The sequence below is a fragment of the Larkinella punicea genome, assembly GCF_003334855.1.
GTDB lineage: Bacteria > Bacteroidota > Bacteroidia > Cytophagales > Spirosomataceae > Larkinella > Larkinella punicea.
The window spans coordinates 154,944-175,858 of the sequence record NZ_QOWE01000008.1 but is presented as its reverse complement, the minus strand read 5'-3'; the positions used below and the strand labels follow the sequence as shown (position 1 = coordinate 175,858).

Genomic DNA, 20,915 nt, shown 5'->3' with positions numbered 1-20,915 from the left:
GGTGTTAGGAGTCGGGGGTTGGAGGGTCTTCCGGTTTGGACAGGGGTAGTGTACCCAGGGCCGTACGGTTCAGAATGATCGGGATTTCTTCGTCTTCGTTGTCGCAATCGTGCAGTACCCCCGTTTCGTAAATGGTATGAAAGTCAGGGTGTTCTAGTCGGTCGATCAACGCTTTTGCTTGGTCATTGGCCAGAGTTGGGTCCGCGCAGGTTGCCGCCTGGGCGTCGAGCCACGGTTGGTAAACTACCTCGAAATGGTGCAACTGCTCGCGGCTCACCCAGCAGATGCGGGCCAGCACATGAGCCGGAAGCTCCGAACGAATCAGGTTTTCGATATACCGGCGGTAGTCGATGTTGCGGAACCGCATGGTGTAACCGGGCAAAACGATACTCACCCGGTAACTATATGGATCGAGCGGTTCGCAGTGGTCACAACCGGGTTCCACGCAAACCGTCATCCACGCATCTGAAGGTTCTGTTTTCGGGCGGAGCAGGCTGTGTTCAACCAGAAACAGAGCTTCTCCGCTGTAAATCAGGGTTTCAAGGGCGGTTTCGAGATCCTGATCGGCCTCTTTTCGCGTCGAAAACGTTCGTGGACACTGGGCAATCGGCTGGTTTACCGAGTCGAGCAAGGCGTAGGTAAAGCGGTTTTCGACGGCTTCCATCCTGAAACGGCCTTTGGCAGGCACTTTCTGAAAGGCGGTTTTCATCGCCTTTTCGGCTCGTTCCACGCTGTTAAATTCGGTCGTTGACACCAGAAATTGGGTGTCGTTTTCCGGTGACTTCAGTTGAAATTGAAACAAGGCGGGGTTTTCAGCCGAAGGAAAAGCGGTCATCACAGTCACCGCTGAGGCTGTGTATGTCTGGTAATTATTCCCGCGAATACCGGTCAGCCGGGCGAGTCGGCGGGTGATGCCCGCGACGTTCGCGGTTTCCCAGGCCGGTTTACAATAATTATAAGCTTTCGAGCGGAAGATTTCACCGTATTCCCGGATAAAATGAACCTTGTCCTCCAGGATTTCTTCGCTTCCCCGCTCCCCAAACAGGGAATGCATCAGCAGCGCATAATCATTGAAATTTTCGGCAAAACGGGCGAGCAGGTGGTCCAGGAAGCGGTTTTTCCGAACAGGATTGTCCTCAAAATCTTCCAGTTTCGCCAGCACGTTATCGATGGTATCGGATACTCCCGCCGGGTCGACATACAGTTCGTCAATACCAGCCAGTTCCGTAACCGGTTGTCCGAAATAGGTCCGGGCGTCCTGGTCGGCGCTGAAAAACGATTTCAGATTGGCGAGTTGCGCCTGATAATTGGTGAGTATCTGATCGAAAAAAAGCAAATACGCCTTCAGTTGACGGGACTGTGCCTGGCGTTCGGCCGAAGCGGAGGCCGGTAGCCCAAAACGCCCGACGCCGTAGTTTTGCGGCAGGTCATTGGCGATGGACGAGTAGGCTTTCAAATCGTACATTTCACCAGTTGGCACCGGCAGATCGTTCACGGTTTTGCGGTTTTCCCGGTACGCTTTTTCCTGCAATTCCTGAAACCGGTTCAATGCCGCCGTTTTATCCCGCAGACTACCAACCGGAATAATGTCCTTAAAAAACGAGAGGGCGACGTTTTTGGCACAGAGTTGCGGCTGATGGAGCGGATCGATGTGCAGACACCAGCGCTGTTCGCCATTGGCAAGGGGAGGGCCGTTCAGACAGGCATCGCCCGCTTTCCATTTGTTCATCAATACTTTTCGGACGTCTTTCACGCCCTTCACGCTCATCATGAGGTTGATCAGGTCGGAAGCATACACCCGGCTGCGCCGTTCCGATTGCTCCAGTTCGTCGTCGTCGATGAATCCGTTCGCCAGCCGCGGGCCGTCAAAAATCTGGTCGGTAGTCAGCCGGTTTCCATCCGCGTCGGTATGGTTCTGCCGTTCCGCCAGCGAATACCGCTTGACCGGCGGAGCCAGGTAGTCCTGAACGCGGAACAGAATTTCGGCGTAGACCTCGCTGACGTTGGCTTCATTGTCCAGGCCGATGTCGGCGCAGAACATGACGTATTGCACGGGCACCGCGCCGATCGTCATCACGTCTTCACAAAGATTTCGGTTGGCGAGGTACGTTTCCCGCACCTTTTTTAAAACCGCCTGACGGCCAGCGGCTTCATCCGCAAACGTCCCGGCCCGCACCTGCTGCTGAACGAAAAAATGGTCGAAATCCACCTGAATGTCGTAGAGTCCTTTCAGCGCAAACGAAGTCTGGTTGTTGGGCAAAACGCCCGGGAAGGCGTGGTAAGCAAGCTGGGCTTCCCCGCTTTTTGCCTGACAATTCACAAAGATGGTTTGCGAAGCCGGTTCGAGCCAGGCATTCCGAACGCCGTCGATGTCGATAAAAAGTTTGCGGTAATCCAGGTCCGAAACCGGGCTGGTCGGCAGGGCTTTTCCGGCCGTCACAAAACTCGCCTGCATCGCGTCCCCACTGCCGAACGACGACGCCAGGAGGTCTTTCATGTCCAGCGAGGTTCGGAGGCTCAGGTCGGTAATCGCGTAGCACAGGAGTTCCAGCAGCGTAATGCCGGGATCGTGGGTGTTGTAATCCGTCCAGTTCGCGCTCGCATAGCGTTCGATGTAGGCCAATCCGGCTTCGCGCAGGGCCGCATAATCGGAGGCCGGTTGCAGGGGAGGAGCGGGCGATATCGTGATGGAAGCGGTGGTCATCGGTCGTTGGTGGGCCTTAACATCCCGTAAAGTCGTTTATTTCATGCGCGCTGAAGGAGGTCAAAACCGCCCGGGCGTCCGATGCCGAAATGACTTCCTGGTCTTCCCCGGTGCTGGTGTCGCCCACGAAATGCTGCATTTTCAGTTCCGTGACAAACGCCACGTAGGCTCTTCGTTCCATAAAGTAGAGGAGGGTGCTTTTGTAAATCGTTCCCCCAAAAGCGATTTCGGCCTGCGTATCGAACGCCCAGGGCGTCAGGTAGGCAATCAGATCCTGCTGGAGCACTTTCTTGTAAACCGCAGGCTCAAAACCGGGTCGGAAGGCCACCTGAAAACGAAGTTTCACGCGTTCGTAGCGGGGGTTGGTGACCTGAATTGTGACTGGTTTGCCCGCCCGGTGTTGCAGAAATTGGGCGATCGCGCTCAATGTGTTCAGGTCAACCCGGGGTTCAAACCGGTTTACGTCTTTCAAATTTCGCAGATCCGGCACGACCACAAGGGTGACATGACCGGGGGCGAGTTCCGTTAAGGTCTGGTCATTGGTATTTACTTTGCTGTGATTCAGGCATTTGACTTTATACACATTGGGAAATGTCTGCAAAACCAGGTGTTCGTAGTCCCAGATGCTGACAGCCCGCTGTTTGTGTCGCAACCGTTCGCTGACGCGGGTGTAATAGGCTGCGTCCGATTCCTGCGGTTGACCACCAAACGACGCATACGGTTGTTTGATGGCTTTCACTGCCGCGAGGCTCCGGCGCAACTTCTGGATGGTTCCGGCCGCCAGCGGCAAATCGTAATGCGCCGGATCGTTGTTCTGGTCGGTAAAGTTGGCGAGAACCGCCTGGGGGTGCAGGCCCACGAAATTGCACACGCTGTCGATCGGCGCGGCCCCCGAACTGGTTTTCAGTTCAGCACGCAGCCAGACAAAACCAGCATCCAATAGCGTATTGTCAGTTGTTGTTTCTTTCGGAAGGATAAATTGAATGATGCCGGACGTCAGCAGGTGGTTGGTGGTGTCGGAAAGTACCTCGTCCCGCGTCAGCAAACGCCATTGATTCCGGGCCAGCACGCTCCATTCCACCGTCGGGACCTGGTTTTCCGGATTGGCGCTTCCTTCCTCCACCTGAAACAGAATGGCGACGGCTTCCTGTGGACCGACATCCTGTAATCCCAGGAAAAACGCCCCGTGGCGGTTGTACTGCGGCAGCAAATAAAGGGCTTGCGACTGCTTTAAAAAACCGTGCTCTTCGGCCTGCCCGAATGCCGCCAGATGAAACCATTGCAGGGTGCGATTGGCAAACGACACCTTGGCATTGTCGGTTTCGGGCTCCAGGAGTAAAATCCGCCCCGTCGTTGCGGTGTAATCGACCGTCAGACTTTTCAGAACCGGCGTGTACGGCGGATTCGGAATTTTCTGCAGGCCGGGTGTCCGTTTGGCCTGATCGATCACGCCCTGGGTTAGCTTCTGTGGGTAAACCGCATGGCCAAAATCGGATTCCAGACTGATTTTCAGGAGGCTGGCAGGGTTGTTTTCTGTCGTTGAATTGCCTGGTAAAGAGGTGTTTAGTTTGAAATCCGTGTTTGCTGCCGGGAAGAGGGCCAGTCCTTTTTTCGTGACGGTCAAAATTTCGCCAGTTACCGTGAAGCCGGTTGGTGTCGTATACGGCGTTCCGTAGGCTTCGTAATAGGTACTCAAATTCGCGGGCAACCCAACCCAATCCGTCAGATGAACGGTGACCGTTTCCGGCGATTTGGCAAGGATTTCGTCGTTGCGTACCGAGAGGGTTGAGCCAATACCGGGTATGGGGCCAAAGGGCATGAACGGTTTTTCGGAACTGACCGGGCCGAGGTCATTTTCCAACGCCAGTGTCTTTTTTAAGCCATCGACCTTGACATCAATTCGTACGGAACGGATTCTCAGGTGTTTCCAGTCGCCATACGCTTCGTCGTCTGCCAGCCAGCAACGCATAACCGGCGCATCGGTGGCATAACCGCCATCGAGTTTCGCCGGGTCAAAAGCCACAACGGCCTCTTTTATGGTGGCCGATACCGTCACCACCAGCGTGATGACCGATTCTTTTACCACCGTGGTTACCTCACTGGCATCGAGCCACGCTTTGGGTCCGCTGAGCTGAACGCGGAGGTTCAGCGTCTTTTTCCTGAGAATAAAGTCCGTCGGTGGAAAAATTTGCACCGTAATTTCCCGGGATCCTTCCGCCAGCAGCAGAACGGGCGATGCCAGCGCGAAGCCCAGCCGTGCTTCGGGAAACCGGTTTTTGCTGGCACCGCCCCTGGGGCCAAATCCGTTCCAACCCGGATTTTCGGACGGAAGAGCTTCGGCGACGCCGTCGGCGGTATTGGCAACCGGCGCATAATAGACTTTCGAACCCGACCGAAAAACCGTCCGCAGGTGGCTGATTTTCGCCCGGTTGGCGGTCAGGTTGTGGGCGGTTTGGTAGATCAGCGGCTGTTTCTGGCCATCTTTCCCCGCGTCCAGTTTGGTTTTTGCCGGAACAATCTGCTCCGCAGCATTTTTCGCCAGCTCGAACAAAACGTGGACGTGGTCGGGAACCGGAGCCAGTGGACTCAATTGCAATACCTCCCGGTAGTAAAAATCGAGGTGTCGTTTGGTTAAGGTATTCTGGTGGGCCTGGAGCTTTTCAAACAGGTGCAGAAAGCTGATAACCAGCGCAAAATGCGGTTCGATGTCGTGGCGGGTCTTCAGCTCTTCCAGCGTAAAATACCGCTCAAAATTCATCAGGTCGGCCCAGACGGCGCCGTTGTCGGGCGTATTGGTAGCGTCGAAAAACCGGATTCGGGCTTCCTGGGCATACCGTGCCAGAAACCGCAGCAAGTCTTCCGGCTTGCGCTCATCGAGGAGCGTGTTTTCCGGTTGCAACGCGGGGAGTCGGCGCTGGGGCTGACTGAGTCCATCGCGTTGGAGCGGATTTTTGTCGGGACACGGCTGCGACATGGGTGCGGTTGGTTAACGGCTAAAGGATGGCAGGCTGGAAGGGTCGGCGGAATTCGAAATTTCGGTTCCTTCGTTTTTGTAAAACGGATACACAAAATTGTACCGGGTGTTGGTGCTGCGAACGCGGTAGTTGACCGTAATCAGCAGTAAACCAAGCTGTTCGGGCGGCTCTTCAATCGTGACATCAAGCGGATCGATGCGGGGTTCGAAATACAGAATGGCCGTTTCGACGCGGTCTTTTACCCGCGCCTGCAAAGCCGTACTGATCGGTTCGAAGAGAATATCCTGCAGATCACAGCCAAAATCGGGCACCATCACCCGTTCGCCGGGCTGGGTGGTCAGCAGGATGTGCAAACTGCGCTCGATATCAGCCAGCCCCGCCGTCATCTCCACGCTTTTGGGCGACGACTGCGGGTTGAATGCCGGTGGAAAGTGCCAGCCACGGCCTAAAAAATCGTTTTCCGATACCATCTTTTCGTTAATTGATCTGTACAATTGACCCTTTCAAAACCGCCGTGGCGGAACTGCTCATTTCTACACCCGCCGAACCCGTCGCTTTAAACTGGGCGGAAGCCTTCGCTTCCACGCCAACGCCTTCGATTTTTACATCGCCTACGGCTTTCAGCGTAAGGTCTTTGCTGCTTTCCAGTTGAATACCCTGATCGTTCATCACTAATTTGTTGCCGTTTTGGTCTTCCAGCGTAATACTTTTGGCGTCCTCGTCCAGTTTCAACCGATTTCCGGCGGGGGTTTCGATGGTCAGAATTTTGTTCTCGTCATCAAAAACCAGTTTCAATTTGCTGCGCGAAACGTAGCCTTTTTGGTGGTTGTCGTCGGTGGTGGTAAACGGTTCCGGCAGTTTATTGTGGCTACCGTGCAAACCGCCCAGCACCACGGCCTCGCGCGGGTCGTTGTTTAGAAAACCGACCACCACCTCATCGCCGATTTCGGGCCGAAAAAAGAAGCCCCGTTCATTCCCGGCATCCAGGCTGGCAACGCGGGCGCGGGTGCCTTCGGCCGCCGGATCGATCACCGGCAGGCGCACCAGAATCCGCTCCTCGCCCGTTGCATCGCCTTCCAGGCCGGTCACCACGCCAATCTGCAAGCCGCCCATCGCGGGCAGCAACCCGGCGGCTGGCGGCTGGCCGACATTCGTTTCCGACACAAACCACTGCGGATTCAACCCAAACTGAACGTTCGTTTCCCAACTGCCTTCCGCCAACTGGTGACTGACGCCCGTTACGAACACCTTGCCGTTGTAGCGGTCGCCCAGTCCGCCGAGGCTGATCATCAGGCCCGGCTTGACGTCGGCATTGCCGTAAAACCGCACCCGACCCCGGATTTTGGCCATTCGGCGTTTGAGCAGCGCGGCATCGGCCCAGGTTTGCAACTCCTCCGTTTCGAGTTTTCCGCCGTGCTGAAAAACCGCTTCGGCCGTCAACGCTTCGGCCAGATCCTGCGCCGACAGGTTTCCCGATTCGATCCCGGCCGGTTCAGCGGCTTCGGCTTCGGCCAGTTCCTGATCGGCATAATTCCAGGTGGTGGTTTTCAGGGTCGTGACCTGATCGCGGGCGTCCATTTCGGCATCGAAATCCAGCATGGTGGCCCCGTATTGCAATTCGACCACCGGTTCCTGGTCAAAATCCGGCTTTTGAATCGTCAGTTTTCCATCGTCGGTCAGGCACAACCTGCCGTTGACTTCGGCCCGCATCACGAGGTAATCCCAATCCGTGGCGTCATACTGAATCAGTTCTTCGTGCTGAAAACCGGTGTCTTCAGCGTCGATTTCTAAACCGCGATACGTCTGCGCGATTTCTTCGGCGGCTTCCGAATCCTTCTTTTCGGTAAAATACCGGCGTTTCGGCACGAGCGTCGTTTTTACCCAGACGTCTTTGGCGAGCAGATTCAGCCGGGTGGTTCCGGTCGACCGGGCTTCGATTCCCTGCCGAACCAGGATGCCTTTGAAAATCGTTTTCTCCGTTTGGTGATACCCCGCCTTGATTTCCAGCTTTTTTCCGGGAACAAACCGGCTGTCGTTGCTGGCCGGAAAATTTCCGGATGCCGGATCGCCATCTTTCAGCGTGAGGTAGGCGGTCGGAATCCGGTTGGCCTCTTTCTGAACCCGGATCGACAACACCTGAAACGACGTTTCCAGCGCCTGCTCTTCCAGAAAGAGGGTGTAGGTGGGCAGGTCGCGGGGGGCGGGTGTGTCGAGTATGCGCGGATTCTCGGGCATGGGGACGGTTTATGGTTTACGGTTTACGGTTTGTTGCTTGTCGATGGGTGGGAAGAAAAGCCGTTGTCCGGCTACCAGCTTTCTGAAATTCACCAGTTTATTTACGCGGGCTACTTCCCGGTAGAGTGTCGAATCGCCGTAGATCCGGTGGCACATCAGCGGCAGCGTATCGCCTTCCTGAACGGTGCGGAGGTGGGTCAGGTCCGGTGATGCGGTTTTTTCTTTTTTGCTGCGAAGCTCGTCGTTGATAACCTCCACAAAACTGACCCTGGCGATGGCACGGACGGGCGTTCCATCGGGTTTGAACAGCTTGTAGGTAATGTTGATTTTCTCGGTTTTGCACTTGAAAATCAGCTTGCCCCACGCCAGTTCGACGTACGGCGGCTGGTGGGTTTCACCGATGAAATCGAACGACGTTTTCTTCAACTGCTCCACCTGCTCCCAAACGCCCTCGCTGGTGCCGACCGACCGGGGCGGGGCGGCTCCCGTCGGCGTCAGGGCACCCGTGGAATCGAACAGAAATTCAAACTCCAGTTTGCGCGGAGCGATTTTGTTGAACGTCGATTGGTTCGCGCTCGTGCCACCCGCACTTTCCTGATTCGCCTGAATTTCGTAGTTCAGCGTATAGGTTTCGGGGTTGACCACCGCCGTGTATTCCTCACCCGTTCGTTCTTTAAAACCAACATCGTGATAGCCCGTCAGCTTCATTTTAACCAGTTCACCCAGCATAGTTAAGCGGTTTATGGTTTACCGTTCGGTTTTCTCCCTTAAAATGGCCAGCACCTGCTCGACACACTGGCGGACGAGTTGCTGCTGCGCGTCGGCGGGTGGGGTGGCGGCTGAGGTGACCTGCCGGGCGGCATTGCCGTCGACCGTGGCCTTGATGACCAGTTCGCGAATAATAATGGGCATGGTTCAGTTCCGGATGGTGGTGTAATAGCGGTACGTAAGCGTCAGCGTTTCGATGGCAATGCTGTTCTGTTCGGCATTGAAAGCGGAGATGTCCCACTTTTTCGGCAACGCATGAACCACATGCCACGAAACCAGCGGAGCGTGTTGATCGTTGAGCAGCGTTACCGACAGGTTAACGGGTTGAAACTGAAAGTTTTCAAACGCGTCTTTCGCCCATCGGTACACGTCTGACCCCACGAAAAGGCCCCGTTTCAGCACCAGGTCGCTGTATTTGGTGCGAACCGGCAACTGGTGTTCAAAGCGGTTTTCGCCCCCTTCCCGGATGCTTTCCATCTGCATTTCGACGTTCAGCCCCGTGACTTCCTGAAACCGGGTGTCCTGGTCCGTCTTCGGAAAGAGTTCGAATTCCACCACAAAATGAAAGCCGACCGGTGGATAGACTTGCCCCGCCATACCTTATTCGTTCTGGATGGTCAACCCCTCGTGTACCAGCTCGATGCTCTCGATCAGCACCTCGTTGGCATCGGCTTTCAAATCGCCCGACATCACTTTCGACGGCCACGCCTGCTTGACTTTCCAGACCACCACCGGCTCGTGATTTTCGTTGAGCAGGCTGATAATCAGGTTGCGACGTTCGATGGTGTTCAGGGCTACGGTATTCCACCAGGTGAAAAATTCGTTGTCGGCTTTGAACGTCCCGCGTTTCAGGGTGATGTTGGGGAACTTCTGCAAGCCGGGCATCTTGATTTTGTGAAACTCGGGCGATGCGCCCTCGCGGTATTCGATCACGTCGGTTTCGACGTTCAGACCGGTCACTTCCGAGAATCCCAGGCGAACTCCGCCCCACTCAACCTGAAAATGAAATTTGGGTAATGGATAAACTGCTGCCATGATCGGTTATGAGTTAAGATTCCTGCATTTTGTGGGAGAAGCGTAAGACAATGAATTCGGCCGGACGAACCACGGCCATCCCGATTTCGACGATCATCCGACCGTTCAGAATGTCGTCGGCGGTCATGGTTTGGCCCAGGCCGACGCGGACGTAGAACGCGTGTTCGGGTTTGATCCCTGCCAGCGCCCCGGCCCGCCATTGCAGCGTCAGGAAATTCTCGATCATGGCCCGCACTTTCACCCACGTATTGGCGTCATTGGGTTCAAAAACGAACTGGCCGGACGCTTTCTTGACCGATTCTTCCACCATAATGAAAAACCGCCGAACCGACACGTAGCGCCATTCGTTGTCGTTGCCCGCCAGCGTTCGGGCACCCCAGACGAGCGTTCCTTTGCCCGTAAAATGCCGGATGGCGTTGATGGATTTACCGCCTTCGACATCGACATTCAGGCTCTCCTGATCGGAATCGGTAATCAAAACCGTTGGACCGACGACGTTGGAGATGCCCACATTGGCCGGTGCTTTCCAGACGCCCCGGTTTTCGTCGACGCTGGCGTAGACCCCGGCTACGGCACCACTGGGCGGCAGGATGATGCCCTGCGCTTCGGTGGCCGCAACGATGGCGGCATACACTGGAATTTTAGATTTCATTTCCAGTTCCAGCGATTTCAAGCGCGCGGTCAGGAGCGACTGAAATTCAGCGATGTAACCCATCACTTCCGCAAACTTGTCATCGTAGGCCGACGCATTGGAACCCGACAGGGCCGTTGCACTGGCCAGAAGATCGGATAGTTTTTTTCCGGCGGCCGAAGGCGTGGCCTGGTCCGTATAGTCCTGATAGCTCAGCCGCACATCCGTATTCGTAAAAGCCAGCGCATTAGGGGTGCCGTTAAAAGCATCAAGTGCCTTCAGCAACTCCGTTTTTTTGGTGGCCGTTGTACCGGCTGCTTCATACGCCGTTGTGCTGCTTTCCACCAGGTCATTGACGATCGTTTGATCGGCGACGAGGGTTTCGGCTTTGCGAATCAGTGCAAACAGCGGAATTTTCTGCTGAATTTCGAGCTGTTTGGCCGTCAGCAATGCCGGGAGGGCGGTTTTTGCCTCGGTTTTGAATCGCGTAATGTAGGCAACCAGCCGGTTAAAAACCGCGTCGATGGCGGCATCCGTTGAATGGGTGCCGGGATCGCCCGTAACCACCAGCGCCGTGTTATCGCTCTGGATCGCCAGCCATTCGGCATTTCCCGCATCGGTAAAGGCTTTTAGCACATCCTGAACGGGTTTATTTTTGAAAACCGTATCCGGATCAATTCCCTCAAAGGCAGTGATGGCGGCCGTGATGAACGTCTTTTTTGCTTCTTTATCCGCCGAAGCCTGGTAGTCCACAACCGCCGGAACGGCCACATTCTGAATGGCTTTTGTATCGGCAAACCCATCGGTCGCCAGGGTGTCCGCTTCGGTCAGCAGGGCGTTGTTGGGGGCACCGGGGTCCAGAAGCGCACCCAGCGTGGTTGGGTTTCCGCCTTTGGTGATCGTCAAACCGGCGAAGCTCATGTCAAACGGCAGGGAGGTTTTGAGCCAGGGATAATAGGCCGCTCCGTATTTCAGAAAGTTGGAAACGCTGCCCCGGAAGGCGATAATGTCGGCATCGTCAACGGCGGTTTTGGTCAGATCGCTTACCTTGACATCCAGTATGGCAAAGCGATCCTGCAATTTGTTGCAATGGTCGATGGCCGCCTGTTGAACCGCAGCAATGTGAGCCGGGTTGGTCAGCAGCATCAGGTCGGGCATCACGAGCAGGGTCGGTTCGTCGTGTTTCCGCAGCTCGTCGATGGCGTCCGTAAAATGAGTCTGGGAAACCGGGTTGGTGTCGTATCCACCCACCGAAATGATGTAACATTTCTCCCCGCCATTGGCAAAAAACAGCATCAGGCTGTCGTGCAGGTACCAGGCTGGTTGCATATCGACACTTTTTACGGCGTTGGTTGGACCCAGACTGACCGTGATTTCCCGATCCGGTCCACCGCCGAAATACGTCCGGTAATCGACCATCGACTTGATTTTTAACGCTTTCCCGGTAATGTCCTTGCCATCTTTTTCGGCAAACCGGGTGTAGCCGATAAAGGCCGGAATGGCGGTTTCGACCTGGGCCACGGATGGCGGGAACAGCGACACCTCGTCGATGTAGACGCCCGGGGTTTTCAGCGTCGCTAAATTGAGTGTACTTGCCATGAGCAGAAGAGGTTTGACTGGGGTTTAGTAAATCGTGGAATAAAAGTGTCCGTCGTTTTCGAAGGTGGTGGTAGCGGGTGTCGGATTGACGAGTTTGGCGTTGCCGTTCACGGCGGGAATCAATCCGTTTTTCACCATTTGGTGTTCGCCCGCAAAGTCACCGGGCGCATCGTTTTTCAACCGCCAGCGGGTTGTGCGGTTTTGCAACATCAGCGTGTAGGTGAGCGTGGGCTGAAGCGCATCCTCCGCCGTCAGCAGGCTGCGGGTTGGGGGGGCGTGCTCAATTTCGATGAAGCCCAGGGGCCGCTCCAGCCGTCCGGCCACCGCGTGTTCGGGAGGCAGGTCTTCCAGATCGGCCATCCGAATCGTTTCTCCGGTATTCAATCGGTTTTCCAACGGGTTTGCCGATGAGTTGCGGTTTTTGAGCCGGAAGCCGCGCGTTGGTCGTTTCAAGTCGTTCATGACTTCGGGCGTCAGATTCGTATAGAGCATGAAAAACGGATCGGTCGGATACACCGCGAAGACGAACTTCAGACCCGCGGCAAGGGGCAGGAAAGGCGTTGGGCTGCGGGGATTTTCGGTAGCCGCCAGCACCACAAAACCGTCAGCCTGTTTTTTGAAAAGCATCCGTTGGTTTTTCAGGAGTTGTAGGGTCGGGGCATCGGGCAAAAAAGCCAGGAATTGGGCGACGTCATACACCCGCCGGATCAGCCCGATTTTCTTTCGTGCTTCAACCGATGGCGCATCCGTGTCGAAAGGCGTGGTGCCAAAATCCAGGAAATACCGGTGCAGCACCCGGACGGTGAACAGAACCTGGTAGCTGATGCCAAACGATTCAGGAAGAAGCGGTTTCATCGGAAAATATCGTGAAGAGGTGAGGACGTAAAGGAATCAGGATGTGAAGGACGTTCACTCCGAAGCAATCGGGATCGGTTTTCGAATGCCTTCAATCGACAGAATCTGGGTTCCGGCACCGAGTTGCCCTTCGGCCTGTTCTTCCACGACCCGTACTTTATACACGACCGACGGCACCTGCTTGCCGCCGAGGGTTCCCCAGAGCTGATTCAGTTTCTCGAACGAGAGGCTGTACAGCTCGACGGTCATGCGCAGCATCAGGGCCTGCGCGTCATCGAAAATTTTGTCCGTGAGGGTGTTGGCAATCGTAAACTGATTTTTTTGCTGAAAACACTGGACCGTTCGCGAGAGCAGTTTCAGGGCGGTTTCGTAATCACCGCTTCCTGCGTAATTGGCACTGATCAACACGTAGAGATTTAGGAAAACGGGCGGGTTCCGGACGTCGAAACCACCGGTGGTGCTGTTGCGCTGGTAGGGGCTGGTATTTTTGAGCGTTGCTTCTTCTTCGAGATGGACCAAACCAATCAGAATTGTGTTGGCCTGCGTGCCGGCAACCGCGGCAATGCTGCCCAGATTGACCGTTATGCCATCCGCGAGCGGTTTTACATACGTCTCCAGTTCGGAGCGGATCAGTTCCAGCGCTTCATAGACCATAGCACGACAGAGGTTTAGGACCGGGCAGAAAGGTATTCATCCTGCCGCTCAGAACCCATGAAGCATTTATTTAACGGCAAACCGTTAATTAAGCGGTCATTTTGCGCCAAAGGCTATTCCGAATTATTCAAATAATTTTTTAAGTAATTCGATATACTATTTTTAATTTTAAAACAGAACCACTTATTTATGCTGCTAATCAGGGTGTAAGGCAAATTTTGTATTATTCTTTCTCCTGGTAGTATAAAGTTCATAATTCGGTAACAATTCCGACACAAGTGCCGGGTACTTTTGCGGTTTCGTAAAAGGATCCATCGTTTCTTATCCATCGTTCAACTTTCCGAAAAACCGGAACATCCAAATTACACTATGACACAAAAGCTACCTTCTTCGATTCGGTCAGGAAGGGTCAGTTATCGTCGGGCTGTCCTGACTCTGGCTATTTTATTGATGGGCTTGCCTTTGCTGGCCCAGACCATCACCGGCAAGGTTGTATCGTCGGAAGGCGGACAGGCGCTGCCAGGCGTTTCGATTCTGGTGAAAGGCACCACATCCGGTACGACCACCCGCACCGATGGAACGTATACACTGAACGTTCCGAATCCGTCGTCGGTTTTGATTTATTCTTTTATCGGTTTTGAAGCGCAGGAAGTACCGGTCGGTTCCAAAACGACGATCAATGTTACGCTGACGGTTTCTACACAAGCCCTGAACGAAGTGGTCGTGACGGCCCTGGGGATTTCCAAACAGCAGCGTAATCTTGGCTATGTGACCCAGAAAATCGATAATTCGGCGCTCTCTCAGGCCCGCGAAACCAACCTGGTCAGCCAGTTGGCCGGAAAGATTGCGGGGGTGACGGTCGTCAACAGCCCGTCCGGGATCGGCGGTTCGTCGCGGATCACGATCCGGGGCGAAAAGTCGCTGAACATCAATGCCAACCAGCCGCTGTTTGTGATCGACGGCTTGCCAATCAACAACAACTTTGTCGGCTCATCGGGGCGGAATAACCAGGACGCCGACTACGGAAACGGGGCCGGTTTTATCAATCCCGACGACGTCGAAACGATGACGGTTCTGAAAGGAGCCAGTGCCACGGCGCTCTACGGTTCGCGGGCGGCCAACGGCGTGGTGGTCATCACGACCAAAACCGGGAAGGGCACCAAAGGCATCGGCGTCAGTGTTAATTCCAACGTGACGTTTGAGTCTGTTCTGCGACTGCCTGATTACCAGAATGTTTACGGTCAGGGCCTGAACGGCGAATTTGCCTTTAAAGACGGTTCCGGTGGTGGATTGCGCGATGGCGTCGATGAAAGCTGGGGACCCAAAATGGACGGTCGGCTGATCGTTCAGCACGATTCGCCCACCGACAAAGGCTATCGCGCCGGTGATACCAAAGTGCCGGGTGGCCCCGGTGTGGCAACACCTACGCCGTTCATTGCCCACCCGAACAGCATCCGCGATTTCTTCGAAACCGGTCGCATCGTAACGAATAACGTTGCCGTAACGGGCAGCAATGACAAGGGCGATTTCCGGATGTCGTTTACCAACCTGGATCAGAAAGGCTTTGTTCCCAACACGGATTTAACCCGGAACACTTTCAACGTCAATGCCGGTTACAAGCTGACCGACCGCTTCACCGCGCGGACGAATGTGAGTTACATCCGCAACCACAGCGACAACCGCCCGAATCTGAGCTACGGAACCGAAAACATCATGTATTTGCTCAACTGCTGGTGGGGCCGTCACATCGACATGGCTTCGATGCGGAACTACTGGCAACCGGGTCTGGAGGGCATTCAGCAGTTCAACTTCAACTACAACTACCACGACAACCCGTACTTTAACATGTACGAAAACACCAACGGCCAGGACATCAACCGGGTGATTGGGAACGTCACGTTGTCGTATCAACTGACGGATTGGCTGTCGGTACAGGGCCGGACGCAGGTCGATTACCAGGATGAACTGCGGGTGCGCCAGCGGGCATTCAGCACGCAGCGGTATCCGTATGGTTCGTACCGGCGCGAAGCCGTGAAAACGATGGAGCGCAACACCGATCTGTTGTTTCTGGTAGACAAACGACTCAACGACGCCTTTACGCTCAGCGGAACATTGGGTGGAAATCAACGGTTGAACAAGTACGATTACATCGACAATTTTGCCCCCCAGTTGACGGTTCCGGGCGTGTATAGCCTGAACAACAGCCGGGTTCCGCTCGAATATTCGCAAAACCGCTCGGATCGCCGGATCAACAGTATGTTTGCGTCGGCTCAATTGACGTATCTGGATAAATTAACGCTGGAAATGACGGGCCGGAACGACTGGTCGAGCACGCTGACGCTGCCGCAGGGCGTGGTCGGTATGGCCGATAACTCGTATTTCTACTGGTCGGGAACGCTTAGTGCGGTGGTGAGCGACTGGGTGAAAATGCCGGAATGGGTATCATTCGCCAAAGTTCGGGCGGGTTATGCGCAGGTTGGAAATGACACCGAACCCTACCAGTTTTCGCAGCCTTTCAATCCGGGAACGCCCTGGGGAACAACGCCGACCTTCAGCGAATCGACGCGGATTCCGAACCTGAGCCTGAAACCGGAAATCAGCAGTTCGCAGGAATATGGTTTTGATCTGCGATTCCTGAAAAACCGGATTGGTCTGGACTTCACGTACTACAACACGATCAGTAAAAACCAGATCATCTTCCTGCCGCTTTCAGGCACCACGGGCTACAGCCAGATTGTGCAGAACGCGGGCCGGATTCAGAACAACGGGATTGAGGTGATGCTGAACCTGACGCCGATCCGGATGGACAACATTGGTTTCCGCTGGGACATGAACGTCAATTTCTCGCGTAACCGCAGCAAAGTGCTCGAACTGGCCAACGGCGTTTCGACCTATGAACTGGCCAGCCGGTATTTCTCGGTGCAGGCCCGCGTCAACGAGCGCATGGGCGACATGTACGGATACGCCTACGAGCGCGTCAGCAGCGATCCGAAAAGCCCGTATTACGACCCAACCGGCCAGAATGTGGGCCAAATGGTGATCACCGCCGACGGTCGGCCCATTTCAACGACGTCCCTGCAAAAACTGGGGAATTACAACCCGGACTGGCTGGCGGGGATCAACAACTCGTTCAAATACAAAGGGTTCAACCTGAGCTTCCTGTTCGACATCCGCAAAGGCGGAGAGGTCTATTCGCACACCTACGTTGTTGGTCGCGAGGCAGGTCAACTGGTTGAAACCTTGCAGGGTCGCGAAAATGGCTATTACGACAACTCGGTTGACAAGACGTTTACCAATGCGCCGGCCGGGACGTATTATGTGGTGCCGGGCGTAGTGAAAACCGGCGAAGGCCAGTTTGCCGCCAATGCCCGCCGGATTTCGGCCCGCGAGTGGCATTCGGCCTTTACACTGGGTCGCCGGGTGCTGGAAGACGCCATTTTCGATGCGTCGTTCACCAAGCTGCGCGAAGTGAAACTGGGGTATTCGCTGCCAAACTCGATTATGGGCAAAAAACTGCCGTTCCGGAATGTGACGGTTTCGCTGGTGGGCCGCAACCTGTTCTTGTGGACCAAAGTACCGCACATCGATCCGGAAACCGCTTCGGTATCGGGCGGAACCATCATTCCGGGTTCGGAATCGGTCGCTATTCCGTCGGCGCGTAACTACGGTGTAAACTTGTCTTTCAACCTGTAAGCTGTTCAAGGTTAGATGGTTAAAAATGGTTAGATGGTTAAGATGGTTAAAAATGGTTGGATAGTTTACGATTCCGGTAGCCATTTAACCATTCTAACCATTTGACCATCCAGCCATTAAAACCATGCAGCCATTCAACCATAACATTCTTATGAAAAGAACATATCTAAAATTAGTCGCCTGCCTGACCCTGCTGATTGTCGGCAGCACGTCCTGCGACAACGAGTTTGAAGAGATCAATACCAACCCCAACGTTCCGAATACCGTCACGGCGGATCTGCTGCTGCCGAACATCATCCGGTCGACGGTCAACGAGAACATGGGAACGGCCTGGGGCATTGGCAACAGCGTGATGCAGTATACGGCCAAAATTCAGTTTGTAAACGAAGACCGGTATCTGTGGGGTGAACAGAACGGGATCTGGAACACCACGTATTCGACGCTTCGGGAAGTGCAGAATATGTACAACATCGCATCCAGTACGACGCCGGTTCAGAAGAACTACCAGGGCATCGCGCTGGTGATGAAGTCGTGGATGATGTCGCTGGTGACGGATGCCTACGGCGATGCGCCCTATACGGAAGCCACCAAAGGCAAAGACATGGCCTATTTTCCGAAATACGACACCCAGGAAACGATTTACAACGGGATTCTGAAAGATCTGGCCGATGCCAGTGCGTTGCTGGCCCCGGAAAACGGCGTTGTCAATGGCGACATTCTGTTCGGCGGGGATGTGACGAAATGGAAGAAAATGGCCAATTCGCTCCGGGTGCGGTATCTGATGCGGATTTCAAACAAGCGCGACATCAAGGCGGATTTGCAGGCGATTGTGAGCAACCCGACGGCAACGCCGGTTTTTACGAGCAACACGGACAACGCGGCTTTACGCTATTTGCCGACGGTTCCGAATCAGTTTCCGCTTTACACCGCGCGGGTGGGTTCGTTCGATGAGTTTCGGCTGAGCAAAACGCTGGGTGACAGACTGACCCAGTTGAATGATACGCGTCTGGCGGTTTTTGCCCGCCCGACGGTGGCGTCGGTAGCCGCCGGAAAGCCAGCCTATGTCGGTGTGCCGAATGGTCTGGACGACAACTCGGCGCTGACCTATAATGGTGGTGCTCAGAACGTTTCGCGGGTTGGCGCCACGTATTACATCGATGGTTTTGGTACGCCGACCGAAGCCAACCTGAACATTGCCAAGGGCATTATCATGACTTACGCCGAACTGCAGTTCATTCTGGCCGAAGCCGCCCAGAAAAAACTGATAACCGGCGATGCGAAAAGCTACTACGAAAAAGGCATCACGGCATCCTTCGCCTATTACGGTCTGGAAGTTCCGGCGGGTTATCTGGCCCAGGCGAATGTGGCTTTCAATGACGCAAAAGCCCTCGAATTGATTGGAACTCAGAAATGGATTGCGTTATTTTACAGCGGTCTGGAAGGGTGGTTCGACTGGCGCCGGACGGGTTATCCCACCATTACCCCGGGGCCGTCGAATCTGAACGGCAACAAGGTTCCGGTCCGGTTTCCGTATCCGAGTTCGGAACTGAACCTGAACAAAGCCTCCGTCGAAGAAGCCATCGCCCGCCAGGGCGTTAACGATATCAACACCGCTGTGTGGTGGGACAAATAACCAATTTCGAATGAATGAATGATAGAATGAGTGAATAGGTTGCTAGGAATCCGGCAGGTTATTCACTCATTCTATCATTCACTCATTCACTCATTCAAAAGATGACAACCGAGCAGACGATTACTGAAATCACCGAACTGTTTGATCAGCATGGATCGGATGATTATTACGGGGAGCCCGTTTCGCAACTGGAACACATGCTGCAATCGGCGATGCTGGCCGAGCGGGCCGGGGCCGACGATGAAACGATCATTGCGGCTTTTCTGCACGATATTGGTCATCTGCTGCCGTCGGATCTGGCGGAAGACCATATGGATGACTACGGTCGTGTCGATCATGAAAAGCTGGGCGCGGACTGGCTGCGGGAACGCGGTTTTTCGGAGAAAGTGGCCCAACTGATTGAACACCACGTTAATGCAAAGCGGTATCTGACGTATAAAAATCCCGCATATTTCAACAAGCTCTCGGAAGCCAGTCTGAAAACGCTGGAATTTCAGGGCGGGCCGATGTCGGCGGAAGAGGCCCAGGCATTTGAAGCCAATCCCTATTTCCGGGGCATTTTGCAGGTTCGCGGCTGGGATGAACTGGCCAAGGAAACGGAAGTGGAAATGCCGCCCGTTGGTCAGTATCTGGAGAAATGCCGATTGTATCTGGAAGGGAAATAAAAGAAAGCAATCATAAATGTAAAATGATGAATGATAAATGTAAAAGGGGATGTGAAGCCAACACTTTTACATTTATCATTCATCATTTTACATTTATGATTATCTGAAATTTTACGCTGCAATGCGCAGTTCCTGATGTTCAGGGCGCAGCATCGGTTCGATAACCGTGTTCAGCCGATCGCGCAGGAACCCTTCCTGAAGGTAGGAGGGCAGCTTGGCAATCAAGTTTTTATATCCCTGAATACCGAGTGCTTTGGCAATGTAGGCTTCGTGAACGGCGTTGATGTGTGACACGATGTTGACCAGGCTTTCGTGAAACAACCGAACATCGATCTCCGATTCGACAAACCGCTCGATTTCACGGTTGCTCGACGAAATCCGCAGCCGGCTCAGCGCATCGAAATAGGTCGTGTAGCCAATCTGTTTCCCCAATTGCTTGTATTGGTCAACGCCGAATTTTTGCAGCACCTTGCCCGTCCGCGCACTCCGCAGCGCGGTTTTGGGATTATTCTGAATCGCCTGACGCAGGGCTTTGATGCGCCGGTCGCGGGAGGTTTTCAGAAACTGGGCAATCTCGATCTGGGCGGCCGACTCGCGCGAAGGCAGCGTCAAATCCGGTTTGGCAATGTCGAACTTGGCCAGCGGCAACCGCATGGTCCGGTAGCCATTCAAGGGGCCGGATGCGTAGAAACCCACTGACGACGGATAATAGCCCCGTACGACCATGTTTCCGATGCGCCGGCGAATGATCTCCTCATTGCTGGCCGGTTCTCCCATCGTGTGCAGGAAAGCCCGTACGCTGAACAAAACGCTGTAATAGGCCTGCGGGAACGTCCAGTGCAGCGAACTTTGCAAATACTGGTTGTCATTCACCACCGGGGTGATCCGGAGCGCATATTCGGCACTCCAGCTATTCAGAAGTAATTTTTCCAATGCCTTGCGCTGTTCGTCGGAAATGGCGGGGGTAAAGTCCTGAAACAGCGGAAGACGACGCAGATCGAACAGGTCATCTTGCCGTTGAATGTGAAAATCAATCGCGAAGAAATGGTTTAGAAACACCTGCGCCGGAATCGATTTCCGCCAGGTTTCGTCTACGGGCTGAGCTGGCACAAACGACACCAGTTTACCCTCTTGAGTCGTCAATTTTTCTGTGTTCTCGTTCATATAATAAGAACATAAAAGCCGCTGGCAATGTTCACGTAACGGGAATTATTTTATGAGTTTAATTACCTAATAATCAGTATATTAAAATATATTTTTCAGCCTTTATAATGAGCAGTGAATGGCTGCCCAAAAAGTCGGTTTTCGCTGACAAAAAAACACTTCTTACCAATGCGTTTTTCAGGCCTTTTTTCGCTGGTTTTTCCTTTCTTTTCTACCTTGAAACTCCGGTTTTGAAGCTTTTAACGTATTTTAACGTTATATAACTGGAAAATAAGTTGTATAACTGCAAAATACGTTTTATTTT

15 protein-coding genes are annotated in these 20,915 nt (G+C 54.2%); 3 read left to right on the top strand and 12 right to left on the bottom strand.

Going from position 1 to position 20,915, the window contains the following annotated elements; all coding sequences use genetic code 11:
- Positions 1 to 4 precede the first annotated feature (4 nt).
- From DUE52_RS11550 to DUE52_RS11505, 11 genes are read right to left on the bottom strand one after another with little or no spacing between them, the layout of a single operon-like run.
- Positions 5 to 2,704: a contractile injection system baseplate wedge protein gene (locus tag DUE52_RS11550; protein WP_114406167.1), complete on the bottom strand. Its 2,700-nt coding sequence runs from the start codon at positions 2,702 to 2,704 to the stop codon at positions 5 to 7.
- A gap of 16 nt (positions 2,705 to 2,720) precedes the next feature.
- Entirely contained in the window at positions 2,721 to 5,678 is a 2,958-nt protein-coding gene (locus tag DUE52_RS11545) for a baseplate J/gp47 family protein (protein ID WP_114406166.1), read from the bottom strand.
- A 12-nt stretch (positions 5,679 to 5,690) separates the two neighbouring features.
- Positions 5,691 to 6,149, bottom strand: coding sequence for a gp25 family contractile injection system sheath assembly initiator (locus DUE52_RS11540; RefSeq protein ID WP_114406165.1), 459 nt, complete (start codon positions 6,147 to 6,149; stop codon positions 5,691 to 5,693).
- A 7-nt stretch (positions 6,150 to 6,156) separates the two neighbouring features.
- A complete protein-coding gene (vgrG, locus tag DUE52_RS11535; protein WP_114406164.1) occupies positions 6,157 to 7,914 on the bottom strand; it encodes a type VI secretion system tip protein VgrG in 1,758 nt (585 codons plus the stop codon).
- Between the two features lie 9 nt (positions 7,915 to 7,923).
- Positions 7,924 to 8,643: a CIS tube protein gene (locus tag DUE52_RS11530; protein ID WP_114406163.1), complete on the bottom strand. Its 720-nt coding sequence runs from the start codon at positions 8,641 to 8,643 to the stop codon at positions 7,924 to 7,926.
- A gap of 18 nt (positions 8,644 to 8,661) precedes the next feature.
- On the bottom strand, positions 8,662 to 8,826 hold the full coding sequence (locus tag DUE52_RS32390) for a DUF5908 family protein (protein WP_165840917.1): 165 nt from the start codon (positions 8,824 to 8,826) through the stop codon (positions 8,662 to 8,664).
- A 3-nt stretch (positions 8,827 to 8,829) separates the two neighbouring features.
- Positions 8,830 to 9,279, bottom strand: a complete 450-nt coding sequence (locus tag DUE52_RS11525) for a phage tail protein (RefSeq protein ID WP_114406162.1) — start codon at positions 9,277 to 9,279, stop codon at positions 8,830 to 8,832.
- Between the two features lie 3 nt (positions 9,280 to 9,282).
- A complete protein-coding gene (locus DUE52_RS11520; RefSeq protein WP_114406161.1) occupies positions 9,283 to 9,717 on the bottom strand; it encodes a phage tail protein in 435 nt (144 codons plus the stop codon).
- 13 nt (positions 9,718 to 9,730) lie between these two features.
- Positions 9,731 to 11,947, bottom strand: coding sequence for a phage tail sheath C-terminal domain-containing protein (locus DUE52_RS32775; protein ID WP_229312141.1), 2,217 nt, complete (start codon positions 11,945 to 11,947; stop codon positions 9,731 to 9,733).
- A 24-nt stretch (positions 11,948 to 11,971) separates the two neighbouring features.
- Positions 11,972 to 12,802, bottom strand: a complete 831-nt coding sequence (locus DUE52_RS11510) for a hypothetical protein (RefSeq protein ID WP_114406160.1) — start codon at positions 12,800 to 12,802, stop codon at positions 11,972 to 11,974.
- 54 nt (positions 12,803 to 12,856) lie between these two features.
- The gene (locus DUE52_RS11505; protein WP_114406159.1) at positions 12,857 to 13,456 is read right to left on the bottom strand and encodes a contractile injection system cap protein; all 600 of its coding nucleotides are present in this window, start codon (positions 13,454 to 13,456) and stop codon (positions 12,857 to 12,859) included.
- Positions 13,457 to 13,825: 369 nt separating this feature from the next.
- On the opposite strand from DUE52_RS11505, the gene DUE52_RS11500 reads away from it, so the two are divergent.
- The 3 genes from DUE52_RS11500 (at position 13,826) to DUE52_RS11490 (ending at position 19,447) form a co-directional block, all read left to right on the top strand.
- On the top strand, positions 13,826 to 17,149 hold the full coding sequence (locus tag DUE52_RS11500; RefSeq protein ID WP_114406158.1) for a SusC/RagA family TonB-linked outer membrane protein: 3,324 nt from the start codon (positions 13,826 to 13,828) through the stop codon (positions 17,147 to 17,149).
- Positions 17,150 to 17,300: 151 nt separating this feature from the next.
- A complete protein-coding gene (locus tag DUE52_RS11495) occupies positions 17,301 to 18,782 on the top strand; it encodes a SusD/RagB family nutrient-binding outer membrane lipoprotein (RefSeq protein ID WP_114406157.1) in 1,482 nt (493 codons plus the stop codon).
- A 101-nt stretch (positions 18,783 to 18,883) separates the two neighbouring features.
- Positions 18,884 to 19,447, top strand: a complete 564-nt coding sequence (locus DUE52_RS11490; protein WP_114406156.1) for a phosphonate degradation HD-domain oxygenase — start codon at positions 18,884 to 18,886, stop codon at positions 19,445 to 19,447.
- 111 nt (positions 19,448 to 19,558) lie between these two features.
- Here DUE52_RS11490 and DUE52_RS11485 read toward each other — a convergent pair whose 3' ends face one another.
- Positions 19,559 to 20,611: a hypothetical protein gene (locus DUE52_RS11485; RefSeq protein WP_229312140.1), complete on the bottom strand. Its 1,053-nt coding sequence runs from the start codon at positions 20,609 to 20,611 to the stop codon at positions 19,559 to 19,561.
- Positions 20,612 to 20,915 lie beyond the last annotated feature (304 nt).

What these genes read in the sequence shown, in the direction of transcription:
- DUE52_RS11550 (WP_114406167.1), bottom strand. Translation starts at nt 2,704, where the DNA reads ATGACCACCGCTTCCATCACGATATCGCCCGCTCCTCCCCTGCAACCG.
- DUE52_RS11545 (WP_114406166.1), bottom strand. Translation starts at nt 5,678, where the DNA reads ATGTCGCAGCCGTGTCCCGACAAAAATCCGCTCCAACGCGATGGACTC.
- DUE52_RS11540 (WP_114406165.1), bottom strand. Translation starts at nt 6,149, where the DNA reads ATGGTATCGGAAAACGATTTTTTAGGCCGTGGCTGGCACTTTCCACCG.
- vgrG (WP_114406164.1), bottom strand. Translation starts at nt 7,914, where the DNA reads ATGCCCGAGAATCCGCGCATACTCGACACACCCGCCCCCCGCGACCTG.
- DUE52_RS11530 (WP_114406163.1), bottom strand. Translation starts at nt 8,643, where the DNA reads ATGCTGGGTGAACTGGTTAAAATGAAGCTGACGGGCTATCACGATGTT.
- DUE52_RS32390 (WP_165840917.1), bottom strand. Translation starts at nt 8,826, where the DNA reads ATGCCCATTATTATTCGCGAACTGGTCATCAAGGCCACGGTCGACGGC.
- DUE52_RS11525 (WP_114406162.1), bottom strand. Translation starts at nt 9,279, where the DNA reads ATGGCGGGGCAAGTCTATCCACCGGTCGGCTTTCATTTTGTGGTGGAA.
- DUE52_RS11520 (WP_114406161.1), bottom strand. Translation starts at nt 9,717, where the DNA reads ATGGCAGCAGTTTATCCATTACCCAAATTTCATTTTCAGGTTGAGTGG.
- DUE52_RS32775 (WP_229312141.1), bottom strand. Translation starts at nt 11,947, where the DNA reads ATGGCAAGTACACTCAATTTAGCGACGCTGAAAACCCCGGGCGTCTAC.
- DUE52_RS11510 (WP_114406160.1), bottom strand. Translation starts at nt 12,802, where the DNA reads ATGAAACCGCTTCTTCCTGAATCGTTTGGCATCAGCTACCAGGTTCTG.
- DUE52_RS11505 (WP_114406159.1), bottom strand. Translation starts at nt 13,456, where the DNA reads ATGGTCTATGAAGCGCTGGAACTGATCCGCTCCGAACTGGAGACGTAT.
- DUE52_RS11500 (WP_114406158.1), top strand. Translation starts at nt 13,826, where the DNA reads ATGACACAAAAGCTACCTTCTTCGATTCGGTCAGGAAGGGTCAGTTAT.
- DUE52_RS11495 (WP_114406157.1), top strand. Translation starts at nt 17,301, where the DNA reads ATGAAAAGAACATATCTAAAATTAGTCGCCTGCCTGACCCTGCTGATT.
- DUE52_RS11490 (WP_114406156.1), top strand. Translation starts at nt 18,884, where the DNA reads ATGACAACCGAGCAGACGATTACTGAAATCACCGAACTGTTTGATCAG.
- DUE52_RS11485 (WP_229312140.1), bottom strand. Translation starts at nt 20,611, where the DNA reads ATGAACGAGAACACAGAAAAATTGACGACTCAAGAGGGTAAACTGGTG.